Source organism: Amycolatopsis samaneae, from assembly GCF_039541975.1.
Classification (GTDB): domain Bacteria; phylum Actinomycetota; class Actinomycetes; order Mycobacteriales; family Pseudonocardiaceae; genus Amycolatopsis; species Amycolatopsis samaneae.
On the sequence record NZ_BAABHG010000012.1, the window covers coordinates 22,699 to 45,340 of the forward strand.

Consider the following 22,642-nt stretch of genomic DNA (forward strand, 5'->3'; position numbering starts at 1 on the left):
ACACACGAAGAACGCGTGCGAGGTGAACAGGTCAGCGAAGGCCGCTACCTGTCACGTCCGGGAAACACACAGGGTGTTCAGCAGATCCGGGGCGCGGGGTGGCGCTCTGTGCCGCGCCAGCCGCGTGAACCGGAGTGTCACGCCTCGCGGCGAGGACACCCACAGCAGCGCGAGGGCCAGCAGCAGGAGCAGCGCCAGCGCCGCCCAGCCGCGCGGCGGCGGGGTCAAGACACAGACGCCGCCGTGCCCCGACGCGGGCGCCGCGCTCGGCAGACCCGCCTGGCCCGGGGTGCTCGCCGCGCCCATTGGGGAAGACGCCGGGATCGCGCGGGCCACGTCGTGTCCGGCCACGCTGTTCCCGGCCCGGCTGTTCCCGGCCATGGCGTGCCCGGTGATGGAGTGGTCGGCCATCGCGCCGGCGGCACAGGACTGCGCGGGCAGTCCGTGCATGAGGAACACCCCGGCGAGCAGCGCGCACAGCGTCAGCGACCGGGCGATCGCCCTGACCGACCCCGCCGCGCCACGCACCATGCCCCCACCGTACCTACTCCCCGGGGGTACCTGCCACGGCCTGCCGTTAAGGCCACCTTACCGGCGTCTGACGCCGGTAAGGTGGCCTCAACGGCACTTCGGCGCCCCCTCAAGCGGCAGGTGATCCGCGGGGTCGAGCGCCCCAATGTGGCATTGGGTGCGTTGGACGCAGCGAATGTGGCGTTCGGTGCGTTGGACGCACCCAATGCGGCGTTCGGTGCGTTGGGCTTTCTCGCTGAGGACACCAGGGGCCGAGCGTCTGCCCGGCCCGAAGGGCCCCTTCAGGACACGACACACCCCTCGGCCGAGATCCGTGAATGCCACATTGAGGGACTCTGAGTCCCTCAATGTGGCATTCACGGACCGGCGTCAGCCGAGTTCGCGCAGGCGCGGGACCACCTGCTCGGCGAAGCTCTTCAGGAAACGTTCCTGGTCGTGCCCCGGCCCGTGGAACACCAGGTGGTCGAACCCGGCCTCCACGTACGGCCGGATCTGCTCGACGGCCTCCGCCGGATCCGAGGTGACGATCCAGCGCCGCGCCACCTGGTCGATCGGCAGCGCGTCGGCGGCCCGCTCCATCTCGGCCGGGTCCTCGATCCCGTGCTTCTGCTCCGGTGTCAGGGAAAGCGGCGCCCAGAAGCGGGTGTTCTCCAGCGCCTTCTCGTGGTCCGGGTCGTAGGACAGCTTGATCTCGATCATCTTGTCCACATCGGACAGTTGCCGGTCGTTCTGCGCCGCGCCCTCGGCGACGGCGGGCAGCAGCTTGTCGGTGTAGAGCTCCATGCCCTTGCCGCTGGTGCAGATGAAGCCGTCGCCCTGCTTGCCGACGTACTTCGCCATCACCGGGCCACCGGCCGCGATGTAGATCGGCACGCCGCCCTCGGGACGGTCGTACACCGTGGCGTCGGTGGTCTGGTAGTACTCGCCCTCGAACGTGACGCGGTCCTCGCGCCACAGCGTGCGCATCAGCTCGACGGCCTCACGCAGGCGGGCGAACCGCTCCTTGAACCCTGGCCATTCGATGCGCGCGACGGCGACCTCGTTGAGTGCCTCGCCGCTGCCGATGCCGAGTACGACCCGGCCGGGGTAGAGGCAGCCGAGCGTGCCGAAGGCCTGCGCCATCACCGCCGGGTTGTACCGGAACGTCGCGGTCAGCACACTGGTGCCGAGGATGACGCGCGAGGTGCGCTCCCCCACCGCGGACAGCCACGACAGCGAGAACGGGGCGTGCCCACCGGTGTGCCGCCACGGCTGGTAGTGATCGCTCACCATGACGCTGTCCAGCCCGACCTGCTCGGCGAGCACGGCGTACTCGACCAGCTCCCGCGGGCCGAACTGTTCGGCCGACGCCTTGTACCCGATCTTCAGAGCCATCCGGCCCACCACCACTTCCTGAGAACGTCCCTCTTCCACCACCCAACGTAGTCGCAACCCGGCGACGCTTGCCTTGCCGTAAGCGTCAACGTTTACCGTCGAGGACATGCGAATCGGTGAACTCGCCCGGCGAGCGGGGACCACGACGCGCGCGCTGCGGTTCTACGAGACACAGGGACTGCTCACCGCGCGTCGCCTCGAGAACGGCTACCGCGAATACGGCGAGGAGGACGTCCGGCTGGTCGGCGAGATCCTGAGCCTGCAGGCCGCGGGTCTCAGCCTCGACGACACGAGGCCGTTCGTCGCCTGCCTGCGTGCCGGGCACGAAGCCGGGGACGACTGCGCCGATTCGGTCGAGGTCTACGAGCGCAAGCTCGCGGAGGTCGACGCCTGCCTGGCACGGCTCGAAGCCGTACGGGCCGGTCTGGTGACGAAGCTGACCGAGGCGATGGCACGGCGTCCCGATCCGTGCCGGGTGACCCGGTCGATCCCCCTTGAGGAGTCCTGATGTCCGCGCCCGCCACCGATCTCGTCGTCGTCACCGACGCCACCTTCGAGCACGAGGTGCTCCGCCAGGACAGGCCGGTACTGGTGGACTTCTGGGCGCAGTGGTGCCCGCCGTGTCACATGATCGCCCCGGTGCTCGCCGAGATCGCCGCCGAACGCGCGGGCGACCTGCTCGTCCGCAAGTTCAACACCGACGAGAACCCGCTCGTCGCACGGGAGTACCGGGTGATGTCGCTGCCCACCCTGATGCTCTTCCGCGACGGTGCGCCGATCCGCTCGCTCGTCGGCGCCCGGCCGAAGGCGAAGCTGCTGGCCGAACTGGACGCCGCCCTGACCTCCTGAGCGCCGTTTCTGTCGGTGCCCGCTGTTAGCGTTCCGGCATGACCTCGGATCCGAAGCAGGACCTGCACCGCTATCTCCAGATAGCACGCGACGCACTGGTGTGGAAGCTCGACGGTGCGTCGGAGTACGACATCCGCCGCCCGATGACGCCGACCGGCACCAACCTGCTCGGCCTTCTCAAACACGTGGCGAGCTGCGAAATCGCGTACTTCGGCGACACCTTCGGCAGGCCGTTCCCGGCGGCACCGGCGTGGCTGGCGGACATCGACACGGTGCCCAACATCGACATGTGGGCCACCGCCGACGAGTCCCGTGCGGACATCGTCGGGTTCTACCGGGCGGTGCAGGCGCACTCGGACGCCACCATCGACGCGCTCACCCTGGAGTCCACCGGCCACGTGCCGCACTGGCCCGAGGAACGCGCCGAGGTCACCCTGCACCGGATCCTGGTGCACATGATCGCCGAGACCGACCGGCACGCGGGGCACGCCGACATCGTCCGCGAGCTGATCGACGGGAGCGCGGGCCTGCGGGCGGACTCCGGCAATCTGCCGGCCGGTGACGGGACGTGGTGGGAGAACTACCGGGCCGAACTGGAGCAGGCGGCCAGGAAGGCGGGTGGCCTCACGACGCCTTGAGCGCCTTCTCCAGATCGGCGCGATTCATCTTCGACCGGCCCCTGATCCCGCGTTCGCGGGCGAGCCGGTCGAGATCGGTCTTCGGCAGGTCCGAAAGCTCCGGGCCCGCCTTCGCCCGCTTGCCCTTGCGTCGCGTACTCGTGCCGCGACGGCGGCTGCTCTCCACGCTGCGTGAAAGCGCTTCGAACAGGTCGACCACCTTCGTCGGCTCGCCGGGCTCGGCCCCGGGCACCACCGTGTCCCCGGCCTTCTTCGCCTCGACCAGTCCACGGACCCGTTCGGTGTAGGTGTCGCGGTACTCCTCGGGGCGCCAGTCCTCGCTCATCGCGTCGATCAGGCCGACGGCCATGTCCAGTTCCTTGGCCCTGGTCTTCACCGCGCCGGGCAGCCGCGGCAGATCCTCGGCGGGATCGCGCAGATCGGCGGCGAAGTGCAGGGTGTCCAGCAGCAGGATGTCGCCGGGCCCCGCCCGCACGAGCGCGAGGTACTCGCGGCCACGCATGACGAACTTCGCGACCCCGGCCTTGCCACTCCGGGTCAACGCGTCGCGCAGCAGCACGTAGGCCCGGTCGGACTCCTCCTTGCCGGGCCCGAGCCAGTAGGTCCGGTCGAACATCATCGGCTCGACCTCGCCCAGGTCCACGAACGCCTCGACGTCGATGGTCTTCGATCGGCCGGGCGCGATCTCGTCCAGTTCCTGCCGCTCGACGAGGACGTACTCGCCGTCGCCGGTTTCGTAGCCTTTCACGATGTCCTCGTAGGCCACCTCCTTCCCGGTGCGCTCGTTCACCCGGCGGTACCGGATGCGATCGCTCGTCCCGCGCTCGAACTGCCGGAACCGCACCGAGTGGTCCTCGATCGCGCTGAACAGCTGGACCGGGACGGTCACCAGGCCGAAGGAAAGCGCCCCACGCCAGATCGGTCTCGCCATCGGCGACCTCCTCACGCTCCACCGGCCGGGTTACCGCGGAATCCGCGTGCCAAACCCGGCAAAATCCTGTACGCTGTACAGAGTTAATCGCCGATCCGCACGGAGGTCCGCTTGAAGGTCACGTCCAGCACCGTCTCGCTCACCGTCGACGACGTCGCCGCGTCGAGCGAGTTCTTCACTCGCCACCTCGGCTATCAGGAGCTGATGGCGGCCGACGGCTTCACCTCGCTCGGCCGGGAGGACGCCGCGACGAACGTCGTGTTCCTGCGGCGCGGGCTGGAAATCCTGCCGCCCGGGTTCCGCGACCAGCACGTGGCCGGGACGATCGTGGCGCTGGTGGTCGAGGATCTCGACGCCGAACTGGCGCGGCTGACCGGCGAGGGCGTGGAGATCACCCTGCCGCTGCGCGAGGAGGAGTGGGGCGAGCGCCTGTTCCAGGTCACCGATCCCAACGGCGTCGTCGTCGAGTTCGTGGAGTGGGTCACGCCCGCCGGGCAGGTGTGACCGAGCCCTCATCCCCGACTTAATGGGGCGGACACGGCGCGGGCATCCGGCTAGCCTCGGCTCGCCCGTCCCCCACCACCAAAGGACATCCGTCGATGACTTCCGAACTCACCGGCAAGGACGCCGGTGCGTCCACGACGTCCCGTCTGTCCCACGGCCTGCGTCAACGGCACCTCACCATGCTCGCGCTGGGCGGGGTCATCGGCTCGGGCCTGTTCGTCGGCTCGGGCGCGGGCATCAAGCTCGCCGGGCCGGGGATCGTGCTGTCCTTCGCGCTGGCCGGACTGCTCGCGCTGCTCGTCATGTTCATGATGGCCGAGATGGCCGCGGCGATGCCTGCCAGCGGTTCCTTCTCCGAACACGCCGAGCGCGCGTTCGGGCCGTGGGCCGGGTTCCTGGTCGGCTGGCTGTACTGGGCGACGCTGGTCGTGGTGCTCGCGGTCGAGTCCACCGCCGCGGCGATCATCGTGCACGACTGGATCCCGGTGCTGCCGCAGTGGTCCCTCGTACTCATCGTCATGACGCTGTTCACCGCGGTGAACCTCACCGCGGTGAAGAACTTCGGCGAGTTCGAGTTCTGGCTGGCGATGATCAAGGTCGTGGTGATCGTCGGGTTCCTCGTCCTCGGCGTGCTGGCGATCCTCGGGGTACTGCCGGGCACCGACTCGCCGGGACTGGCGAACCTGACCGGTCAGGGCGGCCTGCTGCCGAACGGCTGGAGTGGCGTGGTGAGCGCGCTGCTGGCCGTCGTGTTCGCCTTCGGTGGCCTGGAGGTCATCACCATCGCGGCGGCGGAGTCGGACAATCCCGCCCGCGCCGTCGGCCGGGCGGCGCGCAGCGCGCTGTGGCGGATCGGGGCGTTCTACGTCGGTTCGATGATCGTCGTGGTCACCCTGCTGCCGTGGAACGACAGCAAGGTCGGCAAGAGCCCCTTCGTCGCCGTGCTCGACCATCTCGGCATCCCCGCGGCCGGGCAGGTGATGAACGTCGTCATCCTGCTGGCGCTGCTCTCGGCGCTGAACGCCAACCTCTACGGGGCCGCGCGGATGATCTTCTCGCTCGGCAAGCGTGCCGAGGCGCCGCGCCTGCTGACGAAGGTCAGCCCCGGCGGCGTCCCCCGGCCCGCGGTGCTGGCCTCGGCGGCGTTCGGGTTCGTGGCGGTGGCGCTGAACCTGCTGTGGCCGGACACGATCTTCCTGTACCTGCTCAACACCGTCGGCGCGAACCTGCTGCTGGTGTGGATCATGGTCGCCGCCTCGCAGCTGCGCCTGCGCCGCACCCTGCTGCAGGAGCATCCGGACGGGCTTCCGGTGCGGCTGTGGGGATTCCCGGTGCTGACCTGGATCGCGATCGCCGCGATGGCGGCGGTGACGGTGCTCATGCTCACCGACGCCGGCTCGCGCTCCCAGCTGCTCAGCTCGGCCGCACTGGCCGCGGCGGTGCTGGTGATCGCGTTCGTCCGCGGCCGCTTCCGCACGGCCGCGCACTGACCGATGTCCGGCCCGAACCGCCCCTTCCGCTGGGATCTCGTGCGCCCCGACCAGCTCGGGACGCTGCTCGACGACGTCCCCTCGGCGGAGCTGCCGTTCCTGGACGAGCTGACGGACTGTGCCGCGAAGGTGCTCGCCCGCAGCGGAGGCGGTGAGATCCACTTCGTCGGACGCTCGCTGGACAGCGTCTTCGACCTGCTCAGCGGCGCGCTCGGCGAAACCTCCTGGCGCGGCCGGATCCACCAGCTCCCGCTGTCCACCGCCCGCTGGGCGTGGAGCGAGTTCGACGAGCGGGACCTCCGGCAGCTGCGTGCCAACCTCGCGGCCGCCGGGGTCTCCCCCGCCACGATGGCGAGTGGTGCCGAGCCGACGGTTTTCGCCGATCTCGTCTCGTCCGGTTCGACGTACGCCCAGCTGTACCGATGGCTTCGCGACTGGATCGACGACGAGCGCGCGGCCTGGAACGTCATCCGCCGCAAGGTCCGGTTCCTCGGCGTCACCTGCGAGTACCGGACCAGCCCGAACACCCGCCGCTGGCAACAGATCCACGCGGCGTGGACCGGCGAGCTGCCCGCGAGCGCGATCCAGAACATCTCCCTCGACCCCGGCGTGTGGAGCTATCTGGGCAATCATCAGCAGAAGCTCACCTCCTCGTTCGGCCAGTGGGCTTGGGCCGACGACAGCGTTCGTGTGCCCCGGCACGACGCGCGGACACGGAAGGCACTCGCCGAGGCCGTCGCGCTGGTCGAGGCGGGTCGGAGGCGCACCACGCGTGAGCTGCTCGTCCGGCGGCTCACCGCCGAGCCCGCGTTCCGGGAGCGGTGGCTGCGCGCGCTGGTCACCGAGCTGCGCGCCGCACCGTCCACATAGGACGCCGACCCGACGGCGTTCAGGCCCGTCGTTCCCGTTCGGCCCGTTCGGCGGCGAGTACCGCGTCCACGAGGCCCGGGTACACCTCGTCGAGGTCTTCCCGGCGCAGCGACAGGTACCGCTCCCGGCCACGCACCCTGGTGTGCGTCCACCCCGCCTGCCGCAGGATCCGGCAGTGGTAGCTGCCGGTGGCTCTGGTCACCGGCAGGTCCATCTCCGCGGCCGTCACCTCGCCGCGTTCGGCCAGCACCGCGAGCATGTACCGGCGGATCGGATCGGCCGCCGCCTGCAACACGGCGTCGAGCCTGATCCCGTCGATCCCGGGCTGGTCCGCGTCCGCCGCGGCCGAGCGGCGCACTCCTGTGTCCGATGCCATTTAGAGAACTCTCTAACTGTTTGATACTGTCACGACAGTTCGATTGTTCTCTATCCATTCCGCCATGGCAACTCCATGACGGCCGACGAAGGGAGTGCCGTGTCCGCCTCCGATCAGCTGCGTGTCCTGTTCCGCATCTGGGTAACCCGCGAGTTCTACGCCGCGCCCGCCGACGAGCAGGCCCAGGTCTTCAAGGCGATCCCGCCCGCCTTCGACCGGCTCGGCGAGCGCTTCGGCGTCACCGTGCTCGGCACCCTCGACGAGGACCTCCTCCAGGTCGGCACCGGCGCGCGCGAACCCATCTCCTACGTCCTCGCCGACGCACCCGACCTGGCCGCCGTGCGCACCGTCTGCGAGATCGTGCGTACCGAGCGGGTCGGCGAGTTCCCGCTGTGGCGCTACCTCGAAATCGACGCGCGCATCGGCCACGAACTGTTCTTCGCCACCCACTAGCCTCCGGGAGTACCTCATGTCCACACCCGAGCTGACCGGCCGGACCGCACTGGTCACCGGGGCCGCCAGCGGCCTCGGCGCGGCCATCGCCGAAACCCTGCACTCCCACGGCGCGCAGGTGGCACTGCTCGACCGCGACGCGCGGGCCAACCACGACACCGCCGCGCGCCTCGGCGCACGTGCGGTCGCGATCACCGCGGACCTCGCCGACCTCGACCGGCTCGACGCCGCCCACACCGAGGCCGCCGAACGCCTCGGCCCGATCGACATCCTCGTCAACAACGCCGCCATGGCACCGATGCGCGGACTGTGGGAGATCGAACCCGCCGAATGGGACGCGGTGTTCGCGGTCAACGTCCGCGCCGCCTTCTTCCTCACCCGCGCCGTCGCCAAAGGCATGCGAGCACGCGGATTCGGCCGGGTCGTGAACATCGCCTCACTGGCCGGCCAGCGAGCCCGCCCCACCGGCGCGCACTACGGCGTGTCCAAGGCCGCGCTCATCGCCATGACCCGCAACTTCGCCGCCGAGCTGGCCGCCGACGGGGTGACCGTGAACGCCGTCGCGCCCGGCATGATGGAAACCCCGATGGTCAATACCATCGGCGCGGCGAAGAAGGCCGAACTCGCCGCCCAGATCCCGGTCGGCCGCATCGCCGAGCCCGCCGAGATCGCCGGGCTCGTCGCTTACCTGGCCGGCGACACCGCGGGCTTCGTCACCGGCGCCACCTACGACATCAACGGCGGTGTCCTCATGCGCTGACCGCCGCTCTTGACATATTGGCGTAGACCAACTGTACGATCATGTGCGATTCGGCGTCCAATCGAGCACTAAAGCACATTCCGGCTCATCCCCCTCCCCTCGGGAGCCAGCCATGCGCCCTTCGCGACTCCGTTGCCTGGTCCTCGTGGCCGCCGTGCTCGCCACGCTGCTGAGTACCGTCACCACCGCGTCCGCCGGGCCGGACGGCCCGCAGGCATTTGACACCGGGCCCGCCGCCCGCGCGCTCGACCGGCTGCTGCCGGGCAGGCAGGAGCAGATCCGCCTGCGCGCGGTGCCGAAGAACGGGGGCGACGGCTACCGGATCTCCGGACGGCGCGGGCACGTCCTCGTCGAGGGCACCAGCCCGGCGGTGCTGCTCACCGGCGTGCACACCTACCTCCGCGAGGTCGTCAAGGCCGACATCTCGTGGACCGGGCAGCAGCTGAACCTGCCCCGCGTGCTGCCCGCGCCCGAGCGGCCGATCGTCCGGAAGGCCGACGTCCCGCACCGCTTCGCGTTCAACGACACGAACGACGGCTACACCCGGCCGTACGCGGATTGGGCATACTGGGAAAGGGAAATCGACGTCCTCGCCCTGCACGGGATCAACGAGGTGCTGGTCTACCTCGGGCAGGACGAGGTCTACCGGCGGACCTTCCGCGAATTCGGCTACGGCGACACCGAGCTGCGGGCGTGGGTCCCCGGCCCCGCGCACCAGCCGTGGTGGCTGCTGCAGAACATGTCCGGGTTCGCCGGACCGGTTTCCGAGCACCTGCTCGACCAGCGCACCGAGCTGGCCAGGCGGATCGTCGGCAGGCTGCGCGAACTCGGCATGACCCCGGTGTTCCCCGGCTACTTCGGGACCGTGCCGCCGAGGTTCACCGAGCGCAACCCCGGCGCGCACGTCGTCGGCCAGGGCACCTGGGGCGGGTTCGGCAGGCCGGACTGGCTAGATCCGCGGGACGAACGCTTCGCGAAGGTCGCGGCTTCCTTCTACCGCAACCAAAGCGCGTTGTACGGCGATTCGTCGATGTACAAAATGGACCTGCTGCACGAGGGCGGCAACCCCGGCGACGTGCCGGTTCCCGACGCGGCCAAGGCCGTCCAGCACGCGCTGCGGGCCGCGCATCCGGACGCCATCTGGGCGATCCTCGGCTGGCAGACCAACCCACGCCCGGACATCCTCGGCGCCGTCGACAAGAGCCGCATGCTCATCGTGGACGGGCTGTCCGACCGCTACCCGACGGTGACCGACCGGGAGAAGGACTGGCAGGGCACGCCGTACGCCTTCGGCAGCATCTGGAACTTCGGCGGCCACACCGCGATCGGCGCCAACACGCCGGACTGGGCCCGCCTCTATCCACAGTGGAGGGACAAGCCGGGGAGCAGGCTGTCCGGTATCGCGGTGATGCCCGAGGGCGCGGACAACAACCCGGCCGCGATGACGCTGCTCACCGACCTCGCCTGGACGCCCGGCTCGGTCGACCTCGCGGCCTGGTTCGACCGGTACGCCGAATCCCGGTACGGCGGCGAGGATCCGCACGCGAAGGCCGCGTGGAACATCCTCCGCGAAACGGCGTACGGCACGACACGGGCGGACAACTGGAGCGAGGCCGCGGACGGCCTCTACGGCGCCCGGCCGAGCCTGACCACCACGCACGCCGCGGCCTGGAGTCCCGATCATCTCCGGTACGACCCGGCGAGGTTCGAGCGCGCGCTGACCGAGCTGCTCCAGGTTTCCCCTGCCCTGCGGCGAAGTTCGGCCTACCGGTACGACCTGGTCGACGTCGCGCGTCAGGTGCTGGCCAATCGGAGCCGCACACTGCTCCCGCGGATCAAGGCCGCCTACGACGCCAAGGACCGCGCGCGCTTCGGGGCGCTGACCGGGACCTGGCTGCACGGGATGGACCTGCTGGACTCGGTGCTCGGCACCGACGAGCACTTCCTGCTCGGCGGCTGGCTCGACGCGGCACGAAAGGCGGGTTCCTCACCGTCCGAAAAGGACCTTCTGGAGTTCGACGCCCGCTCGATCCTCACTGTGTGGGGCACGCGGGACAGCGACGCCGAGGGCCTGCACGACTACGCCAACCGCGAATGGGCCGGGCTCGTCGGCGACCTCTACACACACCGCTGGCGCACCTACTTCACCGAACTGGACACCGCGCTGGCCGAACACCGCGAGCCGCGGCCGATCGACTGGTTCGCGCTGGACGAGGGGTGGGCACACGGCCACCAGCGCTACGCGGTCCGGCCGCACGGCGACTCCCACACCGCGGCGGCCCGGATCGCCGGGGAGCTGGCCACGGCGCCGCGCCAGCGCCGGTAGGCTGGCGGTCGATGCCGCGCCCCAGCCCGTCCGTCACGCCGCCGCCGACGTTCCCGCCGAAGGTGTCCCACGGCGCGGGCTGGCTCGACCACGGCTACCACATGGACGTCCATTCCCATACCGACGGCCAGCTGGTGTACGCGGCCCGCGGTGTCGTGGCCACCACGACCGAGCGGGGCACCTGGGTCGCGCCGGCCAGCCGGGTGACCTGGACGCCGCCGGGATTCGGGCACTCCCACCGTTTCTACGGCCGGACCGACGCCCGCCTCGTCGTCATCCCGGCCGGCCTGTGCGACGCGCTCGTGGCGCATCCGAGCGTGTTCGCGGTGAGTCCGTTGCTGCGCGAGGCCCTCCTGGCGCTGACCACCCGGCGCGAGGCCCGCCCCGGCGCCCACGAACGGCTGCGCGCGGTGGTGATCGACGAGCTCGTCGAGGCCCCCGAGAGGTCCCTGCACCTGCCCGAACCGCGCGACGACCGGTTGCGGGCCGTCACCGACCTCCTGCGCGCCGATCCCGCCACGGCCGCCACCCTGGTCGAGCTGGGCCGGACCGCGGGCGCGAGCGGACGCACCCTCAGCCGCCTGTGCCACGCCGAGCTGGGCATGAGCTTCCACCGCTGGCGCACCATCCTGCGCGTCCACCACGCCCTGGTCCACCTCACCGACGGCCGCTCGGTCACCGACACCGCGATCGCCTGCGGGTGGTCCAATCCCACGAGTTTCATCGAGGCGTTCACCGCCGTCGTCGGCCAGACCCCAGGCCGCTACCAGGCCGAACTGCGCTCCGACAGCGAGTAGCACCGGGCGTGCTGAAGGACGCCTTCGGTGCGCTCCATGCACTGAAGGCGTCCTTCAGCACCCACCCGCCACGGGAGGCAGCCCCGGCCCGCGGCGCAGGTTGGCGACTTTCCCGTACTCGCTGTCCGGTTACCGGTGGGCGGCAGGCCTCGGCGGGGCCACAGTGGATATCGACGGCCCGCGCACCAACCGGGCCGTTCCCCCATCGCCTTTCTCCGAAAAGTACGGAAAACACATGAGTGAAAACGAACAAACCACGGTGGTCGTGATCGGCGCCGGAGTCGCCGGGCTCGCCCTCGGCAATTTCCTGCTGCGCCGCGGTATCGACTGCGTCATCGTGGAAAAGCACAGCCGTGAACACCTCGCGCAGCGGCAGCGAGCCGGTGCCCTCGACAGCCGAGGAGTACGCCTGTTCCGCGAGTGGGGACTCGAAGAGGTCGTCGTCGGCCCTACCACCGATTCAACCGACCGGGAAGGAATGCCCCTGCTGATCGAGGGGGAAAAGCGGAGCTGGAAACCCGCGCAGTACGACGACGAAGGCGGCCAAAGCGTCTTCTGCCCGCAGCAGGTCCTCGTCCGGAATCTCACCGAGACCTTTCTTCGCGACGGCGGCGACCTTCGCTTCGAAGCCGGTGACGTTTCCCTGGAAGACCTCGACGGCGAGCACCCCCGGGTCCGCTATCGGGACGCCGACGGCGCGGCGCGGGTGATCGACTGCGCCTTCGTCGCCGGATGCGACGGTTACCACGGCGTCAGCAGGGCCTCCATTCCCGCCGACGTCCTCACCTGCCACTCCCACGATTTCGGGTACGCCTGGCTGGCCGTACTGGCGGAGGTACCGGCGGATCCCCTGGCGGTGATGGCGGTGCACTCCCGCGGTTTCGCCGCGCAGATCACCCGCGGCCCCAACGCGAGCCGGTTCTACCTGCAGTGCCCGCTCACCGACACCCTCGACCAGTGGCCGGACGAGCGCGTCTGGCGTGAGCTGGGAGCGCGGTTCGGCGCACCGGTGGCGGCCACGGGCCGGATCACCGACCGGCAGCTCGTGCCGCTCCGGTGCGTGGTGTACAGCCCGATGCGCTACGGCGGGCTCCATCTCCTCGGGGACGCCGCGCACCTCGTTTCCCCGATGAGCGCGAAGGGGATGAGCCTCGCGCTCAACGACGCCGACGTCTTCGCGCGCGCCGTGATCCAGCAGGTCGAAAAGAACGACCCGAGCCTGCTCGACAGCTACTCCGAGACCTGCCTGCGCCACGTCTGGAACACGCAGGTCTACGCGGTCGAGATGACCGACGCCATGCACGACGCCGGGGATTCCTCCCGCACCGGGGAGTTCCGCAGGCAGCTCGCCCTCGCCCGGCTGGCCCGCATGATCGAGTAGGCCGATCGCCCGCGCGGCCGGGCCGCGCGGGCGATCATTCTCATGTGGACAGTGCGCGCAGCGCCTTGTCCGCACCGGGGGCGAGCAGGTTGACGAAGGCCGGCGTGACACCCAGCGGCGTCGCGTACCCGGTCAACGTCGTGCCACCGCCGACGATCCGCTTCTTCGTGACGTCGAACCAGAGCCCGCGCGGCAGGACGACGTCCCGGCTGGTGCCCGCGGTGAGCTGGGGCGCCGCGAGCACGGCGGGGCCCAGCATCCACTCGTCGTCCACGGTGTAGGTTCGCTGGTCCTCGGGGAAGTCGAAGAACAACGGCCGCATGATCGGGTCGCCGGTCTTCAACGTGGACTGGACCTGGTCCCAGAGGTAGGGCGCCAGCCGCTGGTGCGTCTTCACCGCCGCGCGGTAACGGTCGATGGTTTCCTGGTCGTAGACCACGTGCTTGCCGGTGGTGACGTCCCAGGTGTCCACCGGTGAGGTCGAGGAGTACATCAGCGGCATCAGCGCGGCCGACTGCGCCCAGCGGATCAGCACCTCCTTCGACGGCGGCGGATCGCTGAGCGAGCCGCCGATCATGTCGGTCTCGACGAACGGGTAGCCCACGGTGGAGATCGCGAGGTTCTGGGTCACCGAGGCCTTGACCGAGTTCCAGCCGGTCCCCTTGTCCTCCTGGCGGATCGTCATCCCGCTCCGGTGCGCCTCCGGGGTCCAGTGCACCCGGATCCCGGCGCCCTGCAGGTCGAACTGGTCGGCCATCTCGGCGCCGAGGCGCTGGTAGTCCGAACGCTGCTTCCCGCCGCTCGGCGCGCACCGGTCGTCGAAGAAGCGGGTGTCGAACTTGAACCCGTCGATCCGGTACTTCGCCATCAGCTGGCGGAGATTGTTCTCGTACCACGACTTCGCGGCCGGATTGGCGAGGTCGATGATCCCGGCCTCCCCGTTCCACCAGGTCACCCGGCACGGTTTCGCCGGATCGGCGCGGTCGGCGAGCAGGTAACCGTGGTCGACGGCGTACTGGTAGTTCGCCGAATCCAGGTTGACCCACAACGTCACCCACACCCCGAAGTCGAAGCCGAGGTCGTGGATCCGGTCCGACATCGCCTTCGGATCGGGGAACGTCTTCGCGTCGAAGGTGAGGTTCCCGTAGTGGGATTCCCATTTGTCGTCCAGCTGGATGGTGTGCCCCGGCTCGCCGTTCGCGCGCAGCTTTTCCGCGTAGTCGAGCAGTTTCGCCTGATCGACCTTGGTGTAGAACTGCGCCCACGAATTCCACAGCGGTTCGCTGAACTGACGGTAGGTGCTGTCGCTCTTCGCCGGCTTGCCGACGATCCCGACGTAGTCGCGGTACACCTCCAGCGGGGTGTCCTCGACGAACACCGTCGCCCGGTAGGTACCGCCGTGCTGGACGACGAACCGGCCCAGCCCGTCGCCGCCGTCGTTGAGGCCGACGTCCATCACCTCGCCGGTGTCGACCCACAGGCCGACGGCGGAGGAGGTGTACCAGAACGGATCGATCATCGCGTACGACGCGGGGCCGAAGGCCTTGTCCCGCACGGTGCCGCGCTCCAACGGCCACGGCTGGTCCACCCCGGGGCCGCCCTGCGGTGTGGCCGTCTCGCCGTGGCCGTACCAGTGCCCGGCGGAACCGAGGTCGTAGGTGAGCCCGAGCCGTTCGGCGGTCGCGCCGCGCACGTCCCAGGCCAGCGCGTACCGGTCCGCGTCCGGGGTGAGCCGCAGTTCGGCGGTGGTCCCCGGCGCGGTGGTGGCCGCAGTGATCCGCAACGTGCCCTCGCGCCACGACCAGCCGGTCACCTTCGTCGCGTGCTGCCAGGTGCCCCCGGCGGCGAACCGGAGCGTCCCGGTGTCGCCGCCGCTGCCGCGCAGCACGGTCCGGCCCGCGCGGGAGGTCGTGATCCGCAGATCGTCCTTCGCAACGGACACGGTGTACCCGGGTGCGGTGGCACTGCGCGGAACGTGCACTTCGACCGCGTGCGCGGCTTCGGTGACGGCCGGGGCGGGCCCCGCCTCGGCGGTGGTCGGGACGGCCAGCATCAGCGCACCGGTGGACACCGCGGTGCACCAGCTGATCCAGGGACGGGGTGAGCGCATTCGAGCCTCCGCTACACACAGACTGGATGAGCAATACTGTTCGAAAGCCTCAATTTCTGAACAGTATTGCTCACGACCTGCGTGGTGTCCAGACCGCCGGACAGCCGAGTGCCCGCTCCGCCGACCCGCCGGTAACGGACGACGACCCGGCCGACGATGTGCACTGTGGATCAGCCGACGAACGGACGGGGACCGCAAGCCGATGTCCACACCGGAACTCGACCACGACGACGCCCCTGCGACCGCGCGGCCGCGCCACGGACTGGCGATCGCGTCCGTCTCCGTCAGTGCGGTCGCGATGGTCCTCACGGTGGCGACCTGGGTGGCCTGGCTGGTCATCCGCGCCCAGATGCAGGCCGTCCCGCCCTACTCGTGGATCAGCCAGGTGTTCGTGCTCGTGCTCGGCGCGCTGTGGTTCGCGATGATCCCGGCGGGTGTCCTCTCGACCGTTTTCGGGTATTTCGCCGGCGCCCGGCTCCAGAACGGGTCGAACGCGGCGCGGCTCGGGCTCTACCTCGGCCTGCTCACCGTCGCGATCGCACTCGCGGGCGCGGCGGTGTTCACCCTGACACCGTCGGCGTGGACCGGACCGGACGCACTTCTCCCCGCGGGAACCTACGATTCCTATTTCCACCGCTGACAACGCGTCGCACTTCGGTGCGTAACATTTTCACCCGCCCGCGTCGCCTACGTGGGTGAAGACTGCGTTTCCCGGTATTTCGCCGCCCTGTCAAGGACTCCACGCACCACTCACATCCGATACTGTGCCGTTCATCCACGCACCGCGGCGAACGGAGTTGCCCAGTGGGGGTGCACCGGATCTGGCACGACGGCCTCATCCCCGTCGAGGGGAAACGCCCGCTCGACTCCCTGCGCAACAGGCTGGTTTCCCGCCAGCGCGAACGGGAATCGCCCGGGTACGAAATCGTCGGCCCCGGCTGTTCCGACGACGGCGGTGAACGGCGCTGTGATCTGCGGTTCTCTTGGGAAGAGACCGAAAAGCGCTACTCCGTCCAGGTATTACTTTCGATGCGCTACACCGCCGGCGAGGACCGGATCGCCTGGCTGCTCACCGCCGCCTGCACCCGGCCGTGGCGCACCGGCGTCGAGGCACCGGCGCACCGGATCGGCCTGGAGGAACTCGGCGCGAGCGGCCGCGACGAGATCCCCATCGACGGGCCTTCGCTGAGCCTGCGGGGCTGGCCGCGCGAGGACTGCGAACGCGTCGCCTGCCTGCTCGCCGAGGCGATGGTCTCGCCGTCGCGGACCACGGCGTTGCTGATCATCAGCGACGACAACGCGATCCCGGTGGACGGCTGGCCGGGGCTGGTGAACGTCTTCGACGTCGACGACCGGTTCCGCCGTTCGCTCAACGGCTGCCTCCCGCTCGGCTGCGCCGTGCCGACCGGCGCCCGGCTCTACGTCCCGCCCTGCGACGAGCTGGCCGACATGATCAGGACCGAGACTCCCCCGCCGGAGGCGCTCGACCTCGCCATCACCCAGCAGATCCAGGCCAGGAGCCGGAGTCCGCTCCCGGCGGACTGGGCGGCGGTGCCCTCGGTGCGGGAATGGTGGTCCTCGGATCCGTTCGCCCCGGCGGACCCGCCGCCGGACGCGGCGCTCGCCGAAAAACTGCACCGCGTGGAACGCGAACTCGCCGAGGCCCGCGGCGTCATTTCCATCCTGCGCAGGCGATCGGCCGCTGAGGAGGCCCACCGCGCCCGCATCGCCAGCGAGTCGAAGCGCCTGCGGTGCCGCCTCGACGAGCTCTCCGCCGTCGACCCCGACGCGCTGCACGACCAGATCACCCAGCTACAGTCCACAGTGGACGGATACGCGAAGGCGCTCGAACAGGCCGAGCACGAACGGGACGACCTCCGCCGCGCCAACGGCCTGCTCGCCGGCGCGCTCGCGCAGGCCACCGGCGAGGTCGCCGTCATCGAGGACGCCGGCCACGAAAGCCAGGAACCCGCCGAATTCCCCAGTTTCGCGGACCTGTTCGCGACCGCGTCCCAGGCACTGCCCAACCTCGACATCACCGCCGAACTCGGCCCGACCACGATTCTCGACCACCATCCGAAGGCGGCGGCCTGGCGACGCAAGACCTGGGACGCGCTGCGCACCCTCGACGCGTACGCCCGCGCCCGCACCACGATCCGGCGCTCGGGCCGCGAGCCGGGCCCGGAACTGTGCGACGTGCTCGCCTTCGCCCGCACCGGCCAGCCGGGTTCGCTGATCAGCGCCAACATCATCGCGCTGACCGAATCGGAAACCGTGACCACCAACGAACGGCTCCGCCAGGCCCGCACGTTCCGCGTCAGCCCGGACACCAACCCCACCGGACGGGAGTACTTCGGCGCGCACATCGCGTTGGAGCGCTTCAAACCCCCGGCGCCCCGGCTGCACTTCCTCGACGACACCGACCACACCGGACACGTCTACGTCGGCTACCTCGGGGCGCATCTACCCACCTCGAAAACCAACTGAGCACAATTGGAAGGCGCAAGAAGCCTACCCGTGGCGCATGACCTTGGTCAGGCTTGCGAAGCTTTTCTTGCCGTAGCCGGCCGCGATTCCCTCTGCCGTCAGGGACTCGATCAGTCGCGGCAACCTCGTGTCCAATCCGCGCTCCTCGCTGACCTGGACGAGGTGGCGCATCAGCGGATAGTCCAGTTCGAGCCACTCCTCGTCGCCCGGGTAGTCGCCGCGGTCGAGCTGGGTGGCGTAGCCCTTGATGACGTCCACGACGGTGCCGCTCAACCACCGGGTGAGCATCGGTGTGAACGATTCCGCTTGGACCTCGGCGGTGCTGAGGATTGTGGCCGTCTGCAGGTACCCGGCAAGCGTCGCCCAGGCGAAATTCAGCATCGCCACGTCGTAGAGCGCCGCGGTGCCCGCGTCCGGGCCGAGGTAGGTCGCCGCACCCAACCGGGCAAGCACGCCTTCGTTGCGCTGGAAGACCTCGGCCGAGCCGCTGTAGACCACCACGGTCTCCGCGTTGCCGACGTGTTCGGGGTGGGCCATCAGCGCGCCGTCGAGGTACTTCGCGCTCATCGCGGCGAACCGGGCCGCCGCCTCCTGCGCCTCCGCGCTCGTCCCGGAGGTGAGGTTGACGATGTCCTGTCCGGCCAGGAGCTTTTCGTGCCGGTCGAGCATGTCCGTCAGGCCGTCGTAGTCGTCCAGGCACAACACCACGAGGGCCGGCTCGGCCAGTGTCTCTTGAAGGGACATCATCGCTTCCGCCGCGGTCGGGGACCACACGAGGGCCGGGTCCAGCACCTCGGCCAGCGCGAGCGCTCGGACGTTCCCACCGATCACGACCGTCGGCATGGCGGGCAGTTGCGATGTCATCGGCACTCCCTCTCAGCGTTACCTACACAATGTAGGCTACATTATGTAGGTAACGTCTGTCGGGAGTTTCCGCGCAGCACACCCACAACCGCGCTGGTCGCCGTTGCCACCGCGTGGGCGGCGGAGAACTCCTCCTCGGCGGCCGCTCGGGCAAGCGATTCCACTATCCCGAGGATCGCCGTCAACAGCGCCAGGTCAGCCTCCGCGGACAGCGACACGAACGGCTCCAGCGCGGTGCGGAACTCCTCAACGTAGAACCGCCGCGACTGCCGCAGGAACTGCCCGGTCTCCGGACTGCCAAGCAGTGCGGCCTGCACCTCGCCACACTCCCTACCCGCGGCCAGCACACCTTCGACATACGCCGCGGCGAATGCCGAGACCAATTCGTCCAGCGACCGGGCTTGCTCCTGTGACACCTGACGAACAGTCCGCACGATCTGCTCGTCGTAGTCCCGGTACAACGCCATCAGCAGCCCCTCGCGGCTGCTGAAATGGTCGTAGACGACCGGCCGGGACACCCCTGCGCGCTCAGCCAGCCGGACCAGCGTCAGCGCGTTGGCACCCTCGAACCGGACAATCTCGAAGGCGGTCCGCACCAACTGCGTCCGCCGCTCCGACCTGCTCATCCTGCCGGTCCTCGGCCGCTCCGGCACCATCTCGCCGCCCATCACCCCAGGCTACGGCCCAACGCATCCCGTCAACGCTTCCCCTCACCGGCCGGGCAGCGGGTAGCAACCCGTTCACCCCACATGGGCGTCCCGAAGGCTCCCTTGAAGACGCTCAACGTCCCGAAAGGCCCCTTCAGGACACGACACACCCCTCGCGAGAAGACCTCATTGAGACCCTGCACATGGGTCTGCCCGGCACCGACGGCCGGACGCCACAGAAGTAAGCCTTCGCGGCTCATGTCGTAATCTCAAAGACGAAGTCGTCCGCTCTCGGACGACTGCCGTGGAGGTGGGGATGCGCGCAGGCGTCGTGGTCACCGCGCAGCCGGGTGTGGAGGACCTCGCCGCACGGGCCGAGGAACTGGGACTGCACAGTTTTTGGCTCAACGACACCCCGATGGTCCACGGCGACCCCTTCGTCGCACTGGCCCTGTGCGCGAAGGCCACCCGGCGCATCAAGCTCGGTATCGGCGTGACCTCCCCGGCACTGCGCTCGGCCCCGGCCGCCGCGAGCGGGTTCGCCAGTCTCAACGCACTGGCACCGGGCCGGATCGTCTGCGGGGTCGGTACCGGGAACACCGCCCGGCGCGCTCTGGGCATGCCGCCCACCACGGCGGCCACGCTGGAGAGGTTCACCGCCGCGCTACAGGATCTGTGCGCCGGAGGATCGACCGAACACCGCGAAGGCGATCGGGTCCGCGACATCCGGTTCCTGCACGCCGGGGCACACGTGAACACGACCGACCCGATCGAGTTCGTCGTGGCCGCGCTCGGCCCGAAGGCCGCCGCCGTCGCCGGCCGTCGCGGCACCGGTCTCGTCTCCTTCGGCCTGCTGGACCCCACCGCCTGGCAGGCGCTGCACCACGCCCGCCGCCACGCCGCCCCGGGCACGCCCCACGACCCCGGCGCCCGCACGGACTCCTACCTGGTCACCGCGCTGCACGTCCTCGCCGAGGGCGAGGACCCCGACGGCGACGCGGCCCGGGACGCGACGGGCCACCTCGTCCTTTCGCTGCTGGCCTTCGCGGCCGACACGGCCGCCGACACACCCGCCTTCGCCGACCGGCTCGGCCCCGAGGAACGCGAAGCGGTGCGGCGGCTCCTCGACCGGCGTGGCACCACCGCCACCGCACCGGACCGGCACACCAAGCTCTACCCGGGCTATCTCGGCCGCATCGCACCACGAGACCGGGATCTGGTCCTGCCCTCGCTGATGCACACCCTCGCCATGATCGGCACCCGCGACGACCTCCGCGCCCGTCTCGCCACCCTGGAACGGGCGGGCATCGACGAACTCCTCGTCCAGCCGGTGGTGGACCCGCCCGCCGAGATGGCCCGGCTCGCCGAACTCCTCACCTGAGCGCCGCCATCGGGCTGAGTCATTTTGGGTGCGGACGGGGCAGGGGTCTGGAAGTATGCGGATCAAGACGAAAGACGAGGGGTAGCACGACATGAGCACGTACCGCAGAAACACCTACCGCGTTCTGTCCACCTTGGGCGCGTCCGTCGCGCTGGTGGCCGCCACCGCCGGAGTGGCGGGCGCCTGCCCGTCCGGGGACAGCGCCGTGTGGTCGGCACCGTCCGTGCCGGTCCCGGTCACCGTGCACGACCTGGTGCCGCGGCAGTGCTACACCGTGCACGGCGTGCTCGGTGAGAAGGCCAACTACCTGGCCAATCACACCAAGGACTCGGTGCTGAACCTGTTCTCCCAGCCCAACTGCGGCGGCGGGCTGTTCATCGACGCGATCTTCCCGCCGAACGACGACCCGAACACCCACTCGGTGTCGCACAAGGAGTTCTTCAGTTTCAACGTCTCCCCGCTGAACCGGCCGTAGCGAACGGATTTTCCTTTCCCCGAAGGGAAGCCGGTCGTGGTCAGCCCTGGCCCGCGTCCAGCACCGCGCGGCCGAGCGGGGTGAGCACGTGCCGGACCGCCGGACCGGACCGCGTCGTGGTGAGCAGACCGGCTTCCCGAAGGGCTTTGGTGTGCTGGCTGACCGAGGCCGCGCTGATGCCCAGATCGGCGGCAAGGCCGCCGGTGGTCGCCGCGGCGACCACCTGGGCCAGTAGCCGGGCCCTGGTGCGCCCGATCAGCGCGGCCAGCCGCCGGACGGACTCGCCCGGTTCGGTGGCCATGACGGAGGTCAGGCCACCGGCCGGGCAGACCAGGGTCGGCTGCTCGGTGTGCAGGAAGGTGACCGGCCCGCCCCAGCAGAAGTGGGCCGGGACCACGGTCAGGCCGCGACCGGCCAGCACGATGGTGCGGTCGACCGGATAGCGGGCTTCCAGCACCGGATTCCGCCAGCGGATCGAGGGGTGGAGGTGGCGGAACAGTCCCTCGACGCCGTCGTCGAGCAGTCGCTGGGTGTACCGGGCCCGCTCGGCGTCGACCCGGCGCTGCACGACCGGCCAGCTCGGGCCGACCGCCAGTTCGTGGTACCAGCGGAGCAGTTCGACGATTTCGTCCGTGCGGCCGTCGGCGAAGAGCCGGCGTGCCCACCGCGGCACGGCGCCGCGGTGGGCGAACGTCCGGCGCAGATCGTCGCGCAGGTCCGCCGCGGGCAACGACAGAATGGCCGCGAAATGCGCCTCGACGTCCGAGTCGCCGACCGGCGGCGTCAGGAAGTCCGGGAAGCGCCCCGCGGCGGGCACGAGGGCCGCAGCCGCACTCAGCCTGCGAGAGCCGTCAGGGCTCCGGCGGACGGCCTCCCGCAGCCCGCCACGCCAGTGCCACAGATGTGCCGGGGTGCCAGGAGCCTGCAGGCTGTTGATGCTCAGTGCGGCTTCCCAGGTGGGATGCGCCGTTCGCGCCACGCGCACCCGGCAAAGATCTTCGGCCGTGAAATGGATACGTAAAACCACACATTCCCCCATTGGCAGGAACCGTTCCGGCCCCGTAACCCTTTTCGATGACCAAACCTGCCCGCGTTCCCGCATGATCCGCCGAGTGCGCGGCCAGACCCGATTCGATGTTCCTTCGCGTAGCCGAGCGGCGGCCATCCGACGGCGCGCCTCGCGCGTCCGTGGCGAACGGACGCACCACCCCCTTGGTGACGTCACACCGACGTGGCCGACGGCTCCGCTACGCGTGGTAGTTCCTTGGCAGCTGGGCTACATGACAGCTCACCTCTCTCGCACATGGTGGTACCGCACGGCCTGCGTGGCGCGGAAATCCCCACCTTGTGTAGTCCGTCGGTGTTGTTCGGCGCCGGGGCCTCGACAGCGAACAACAG

The 22,642-nt window shown here is 69.9% G+C and carries 23 protein-coding genes; 15 read left to right on the forward strand and 8 right to left on the reverse strand.

Features of this window, described 5'->3' with window-relative positions:
• Positions 1 to 51 precede the first annotated feature (51 nt).
• Entirely contained in the window at positions 52 to 531 is a 480-nt protein-coding gene (locus tag ABD987_RS29075) for a hypothetical protein (protein WP_345400823.1), read from the reverse strand.
• 369 nt (positions 532 to 900) lie between these two features.
• Positions 901 to 1,905: a glucose-6-phosphate dehydrogenase (coenzyme-F420) gene (fgd, locus tag ABD987_RS29080; RefSeq protein ID WP_345400826.1), complete on the reverse strand. Its 1,005-nt coding sequence runs from the start codon at positions 1,903 to 1,905 to the stop codon at positions 901 to 903.
• 106 nt (positions 1,906 to 2,011) lie between these two features.
• Here fgd and ABD987_RS29085 point away from each other — a divergent pair, with 106 nt between their 5' ends.
• From ABD987_RS29085 to ABD987_RS29095, 3 genes are read left to right on the forward strand one after another with little or no spacing between them, the layout of a single operon-like run.
• Positions 2,012 to 2,413 (forward strand): MerR family transcriptional regulator, encoded by a 402-nt coding sequence (locus ABD987_RS29085; protein ID WP_345400829.1) that lies wholly within the window; start codon positions 2,012 to 2,014, stop codon positions 2,411 to 2,413.
• Complete coding sequence (gene trxA / locus ABD987_RS29090; RefSeq protein ID WP_345400832.1) at positions 2,413 to 2,754, forward strand: thioredoxin; 342 nt, start codon at positions 2,413 to 2,415, stop codon at positions 2,752 to 2,754. The genes ABD987_RS29085 and trxA overlap by 1 nt, the downstream gene beginning before the upstream one ends.
• Before the next feature lie 38 nt (positions 2,755 to 2,792).
• Complete coding sequence (locus ABD987_RS29095) at positions 2,793 to 3,392, forward strand: DinB family protein (RefSeq protein ID WP_345400835.1); 600 nt, start codon at positions 2,793 to 2,795, stop codon at positions 3,390 to 3,392.
• On the opposite strand, the gene ku is transcribed toward ABD987_RS29095, so the two are convergent.
• Entirely contained in the window at positions 3,379 to 4,323 is a 945-nt protein-coding gene (ku, locus tag ABD987_RS29100; RefSeq protein WP_345400838.1) for a non-homologous end joining protein Ku, read from the reverse strand. The two genes, ABD987_RS29095 and ku, sit on opposite strands and share 14 nt — an antisense overlap.
• 111 nt (positions 4,324 to 4,434) lie before the next feature.
• Here ku and ABD987_RS29105 point away from each other — a divergent pair, with 111 nt between their 5' ends.
• The 3 genes from ABD987_RS29105 (at position 4,435) to ABD987_RS29115 (ending at position 7,187) form a co-directional block, all read left to right on the forward strand.
• Positions 4,435 to 4,827 (forward strand): VOC family protein, encoded by a 393-nt coding sequence (locus ABD987_RS29105; RefSeq protein WP_345400841.1) that lies wholly within the window; start codon positions 4,435 to 4,437, stop codon positions 4,825 to 4,827.
• Positions 4,828 to 4,922: 95 nt separating this feature from the next.
• The gene (locus ABD987_RS29110; protein ID WP_345400844.1) at positions 4,923 to 6,317 is read left to right on the forward strand and encodes an amino acid permease; all 1,395 of its coding nucleotides are present in this window, start codon (positions 4,923 to 4,925) and stop codon (positions 6,315 to 6,317) included.
• Between the two features lie 3 nt (positions 6,318 to 6,320).
• Positions 6,321 to 7,187 (forward strand): hypothetical protein, encoded by an 867-nt coding sequence (locus ABD987_RS29115; protein WP_345400851.1) that lies wholly within the window; start codon positions 6,321 to 6,323, stop codon positions 7,185 to 7,187.
• 19 nt (positions 7,188 to 7,206) lie between these two features.
• On the opposite strand, the gene ABD987_RS29120 is transcribed toward ABD987_RS29115, so the two are convergent.
• Positions 7,207 to 7,563, reverse strand: coding sequence for an ArsR/SmtB family transcription factor (locus ABD987_RS29120; protein WP_345400854.1), 357 nt, complete (start codon positions 7,561 to 7,563; stop codon positions 7,207 to 7,209).
• Positions 7,564 to 7,662: 99 nt separating this feature from the next.
• Between ABD987_RS29120 and ABD987_RS29125 the strand changes: the two genes are divergently transcribed.
• The 5 genes from ABD987_RS29125 (at position 7,663) to ABD987_RS29145 (ending at position 13,280) form a co-directional block, all read left to right on the forward strand.
• Entirely contained in the window at positions 7,663 to 8,016 is a 354-nt protein-coding gene (locus ABD987_RS29125; RefSeq protein WP_345400857.1) for a hypothetical protein, read from the forward strand.
• A gap of 16 nt (positions 8,017 to 8,032) precedes the next feature.
• On the forward strand, positions 8,033 to 8,776 hold the full coding sequence (locus ABD987_RS29130) for an SDR family NAD(P)-dependent oxidoreductase (protein WP_345400860.1): 744 nt from the start codon (positions 8,033 to 8,035) through the stop codon (positions 8,774 to 8,776).
• A gap of 112 nt (positions 8,777 to 8,888) precedes the next feature.
• The gene (locus ABD987_RS29135; RefSeq protein WP_345400863.1) at positions 8,889 to 11,102 is read left to right on the forward strand and encodes an alpha-N-acetylglucosaminidase; all 2,214 of its coding nucleotides are present in this window, start codon (positions 8,889 to 8,891) and stop codon (positions 11,100 to 11,102) included.
• Positions 11,103 to 11,113: 11 nt separating this feature from the next.
• Complete coding sequence (locus tag ABD987_RS29140; protein ID WP_345400866.1) at positions 11,114 to 11,899, forward strand: AraC family transcriptional regulator; 786 nt, start codon at positions 11,114 to 11,116, stop codon at positions 11,897 to 11,899.
• A 235-nt stretch (positions 11,900 to 12,134) separates the two neighbouring features.
• Entirely contained in the window at positions 12,135 to 13,280 is a 1,146-nt protein-coding gene (locus tag ABD987_RS29145) for a 4-hydroxybenzoate 3-monooxygenase (RefSeq protein ID WP_345400869.1), read from the forward strand.
• Positions 13,281 to 13,320: 40 nt separating this feature from the next.
• Here ABD987_RS29145 and ABD987_RS29150 read toward each other — a convergent pair whose 3' ends face one another.
• Complete coding sequence (locus tag ABD987_RS29150) at positions 13,321 to 15,390, reverse strand: glycoside hydrolase family 31 protein (RefSeq protein WP_345400872.1); 2,070 nt, start codon at positions 15,388 to 15,390, stop codon at positions 13,321 to 13,323.
• Positions 15,391 to 15,592: 202 nt separating this feature from the next.
• Between ABD987_RS29150 and ABD987_RS29155 the strand changes: the two genes are divergently transcribed.
• Together ABD987_RS29155 and ABD987_RS29160 are read left to right on the forward strand one after the other, a co-directional pair.
• Entirely contained in the window at positions 15,593 to 16,030 is a 438-nt protein-coding gene (locus tag ABD987_RS29155; RefSeq protein WP_345400875.1) for a hypothetical protein, read from the forward strand.
• A 164-nt stretch (positions 16,031 to 16,194) separates the two neighbouring features.
• On the forward strand, positions 16,195 to 17,877 hold the full coding sequence (locus tag ABD987_RS29160) for a hypothetical protein (RefSeq protein WP_345400878.1): 1,683 nt from the start codon (positions 16,195 to 16,197) through the stop codon (positions 17,875 to 17,877).
• Between the two features lie 24 nt (positions 17,878 to 17,901).
• Here ABD987_RS29160 and ABD987_RS29165 read toward each other — a convergent pair whose 3' ends face one another.
• Both ABD987_RS29165 and ABD987_RS29170 read right to left on the reverse strand, forming a co-directional pair.
• Positions 17,902 to 18,741: an imine reductase family protein gene (locus ABD987_RS29165; protein ID WP_345400881.1), complete on the reverse strand. Its 840-nt coding sequence runs from the start codon at positions 18,739 to 18,741 to the stop codon at positions 17,902 to 17,904.
• Between the two features lie 41 nt (positions 18,742 to 18,782).
• Positions 18,783 to 19,409 (reverse strand): TetR/AcrR family transcriptional regulator, encoded by a 627-nt coding sequence (locus ABD987_RS29170; RefSeq protein WP_345400884.1) that lies wholly within the window; start codon positions 19,407 to 19,409, stop codon positions 18,783 to 18,785.
• 295 nt (positions 19,410 to 19,704) lie between these two features.
• Here ABD987_RS29170 and ABD987_RS29175 point away from each other — a divergent pair, with 295 nt between their 5' ends.
• Both ABD987_RS29175 and ABD987_RS29180 read left to right on the forward strand, forming a co-directional pair.
• Positions 19,705 to 20,769, forward strand: coding sequence for an LLM class flavin-dependent oxidoreductase (locus tag ABD987_RS29175; RefSeq protein WP_345400887.1), 1,065 nt, complete (start codon positions 19,705 to 19,707; stop codon positions 20,767 to 20,769).
• Positions 20,770 to 20,860: 91 nt separating this feature from the next.
• The gene (locus ABD987_RS29180) at positions 20,861 to 21,244 is read left to right on the forward strand and encodes a hypothetical protein (RefSeq protein ID WP_345400890.1); all 384 of its coding nucleotides are present in this window, start codon (positions 20,861 to 20,863) and stop codon (positions 21,242 to 21,244) included.
• A 40-nt stretch (positions 21,245 to 21,284) separates the two neighbouring features.
• On the opposite strand, the gene ABD987_RS29185 is transcribed toward ABD987_RS29180, so the two are convergent.
• Positions 21,285 to 22,229, reverse strand: coding sequence for an ArsR/SmtB family transcription factor (locus ABD987_RS29185; protein ID WP_345400893.1), 945 nt, complete (start codon positions 22,227 to 22,229; stop codon positions 21,285 to 21,287).
• Positions 22,230 to 22,642: the final 413 nt, after the last annotated feature.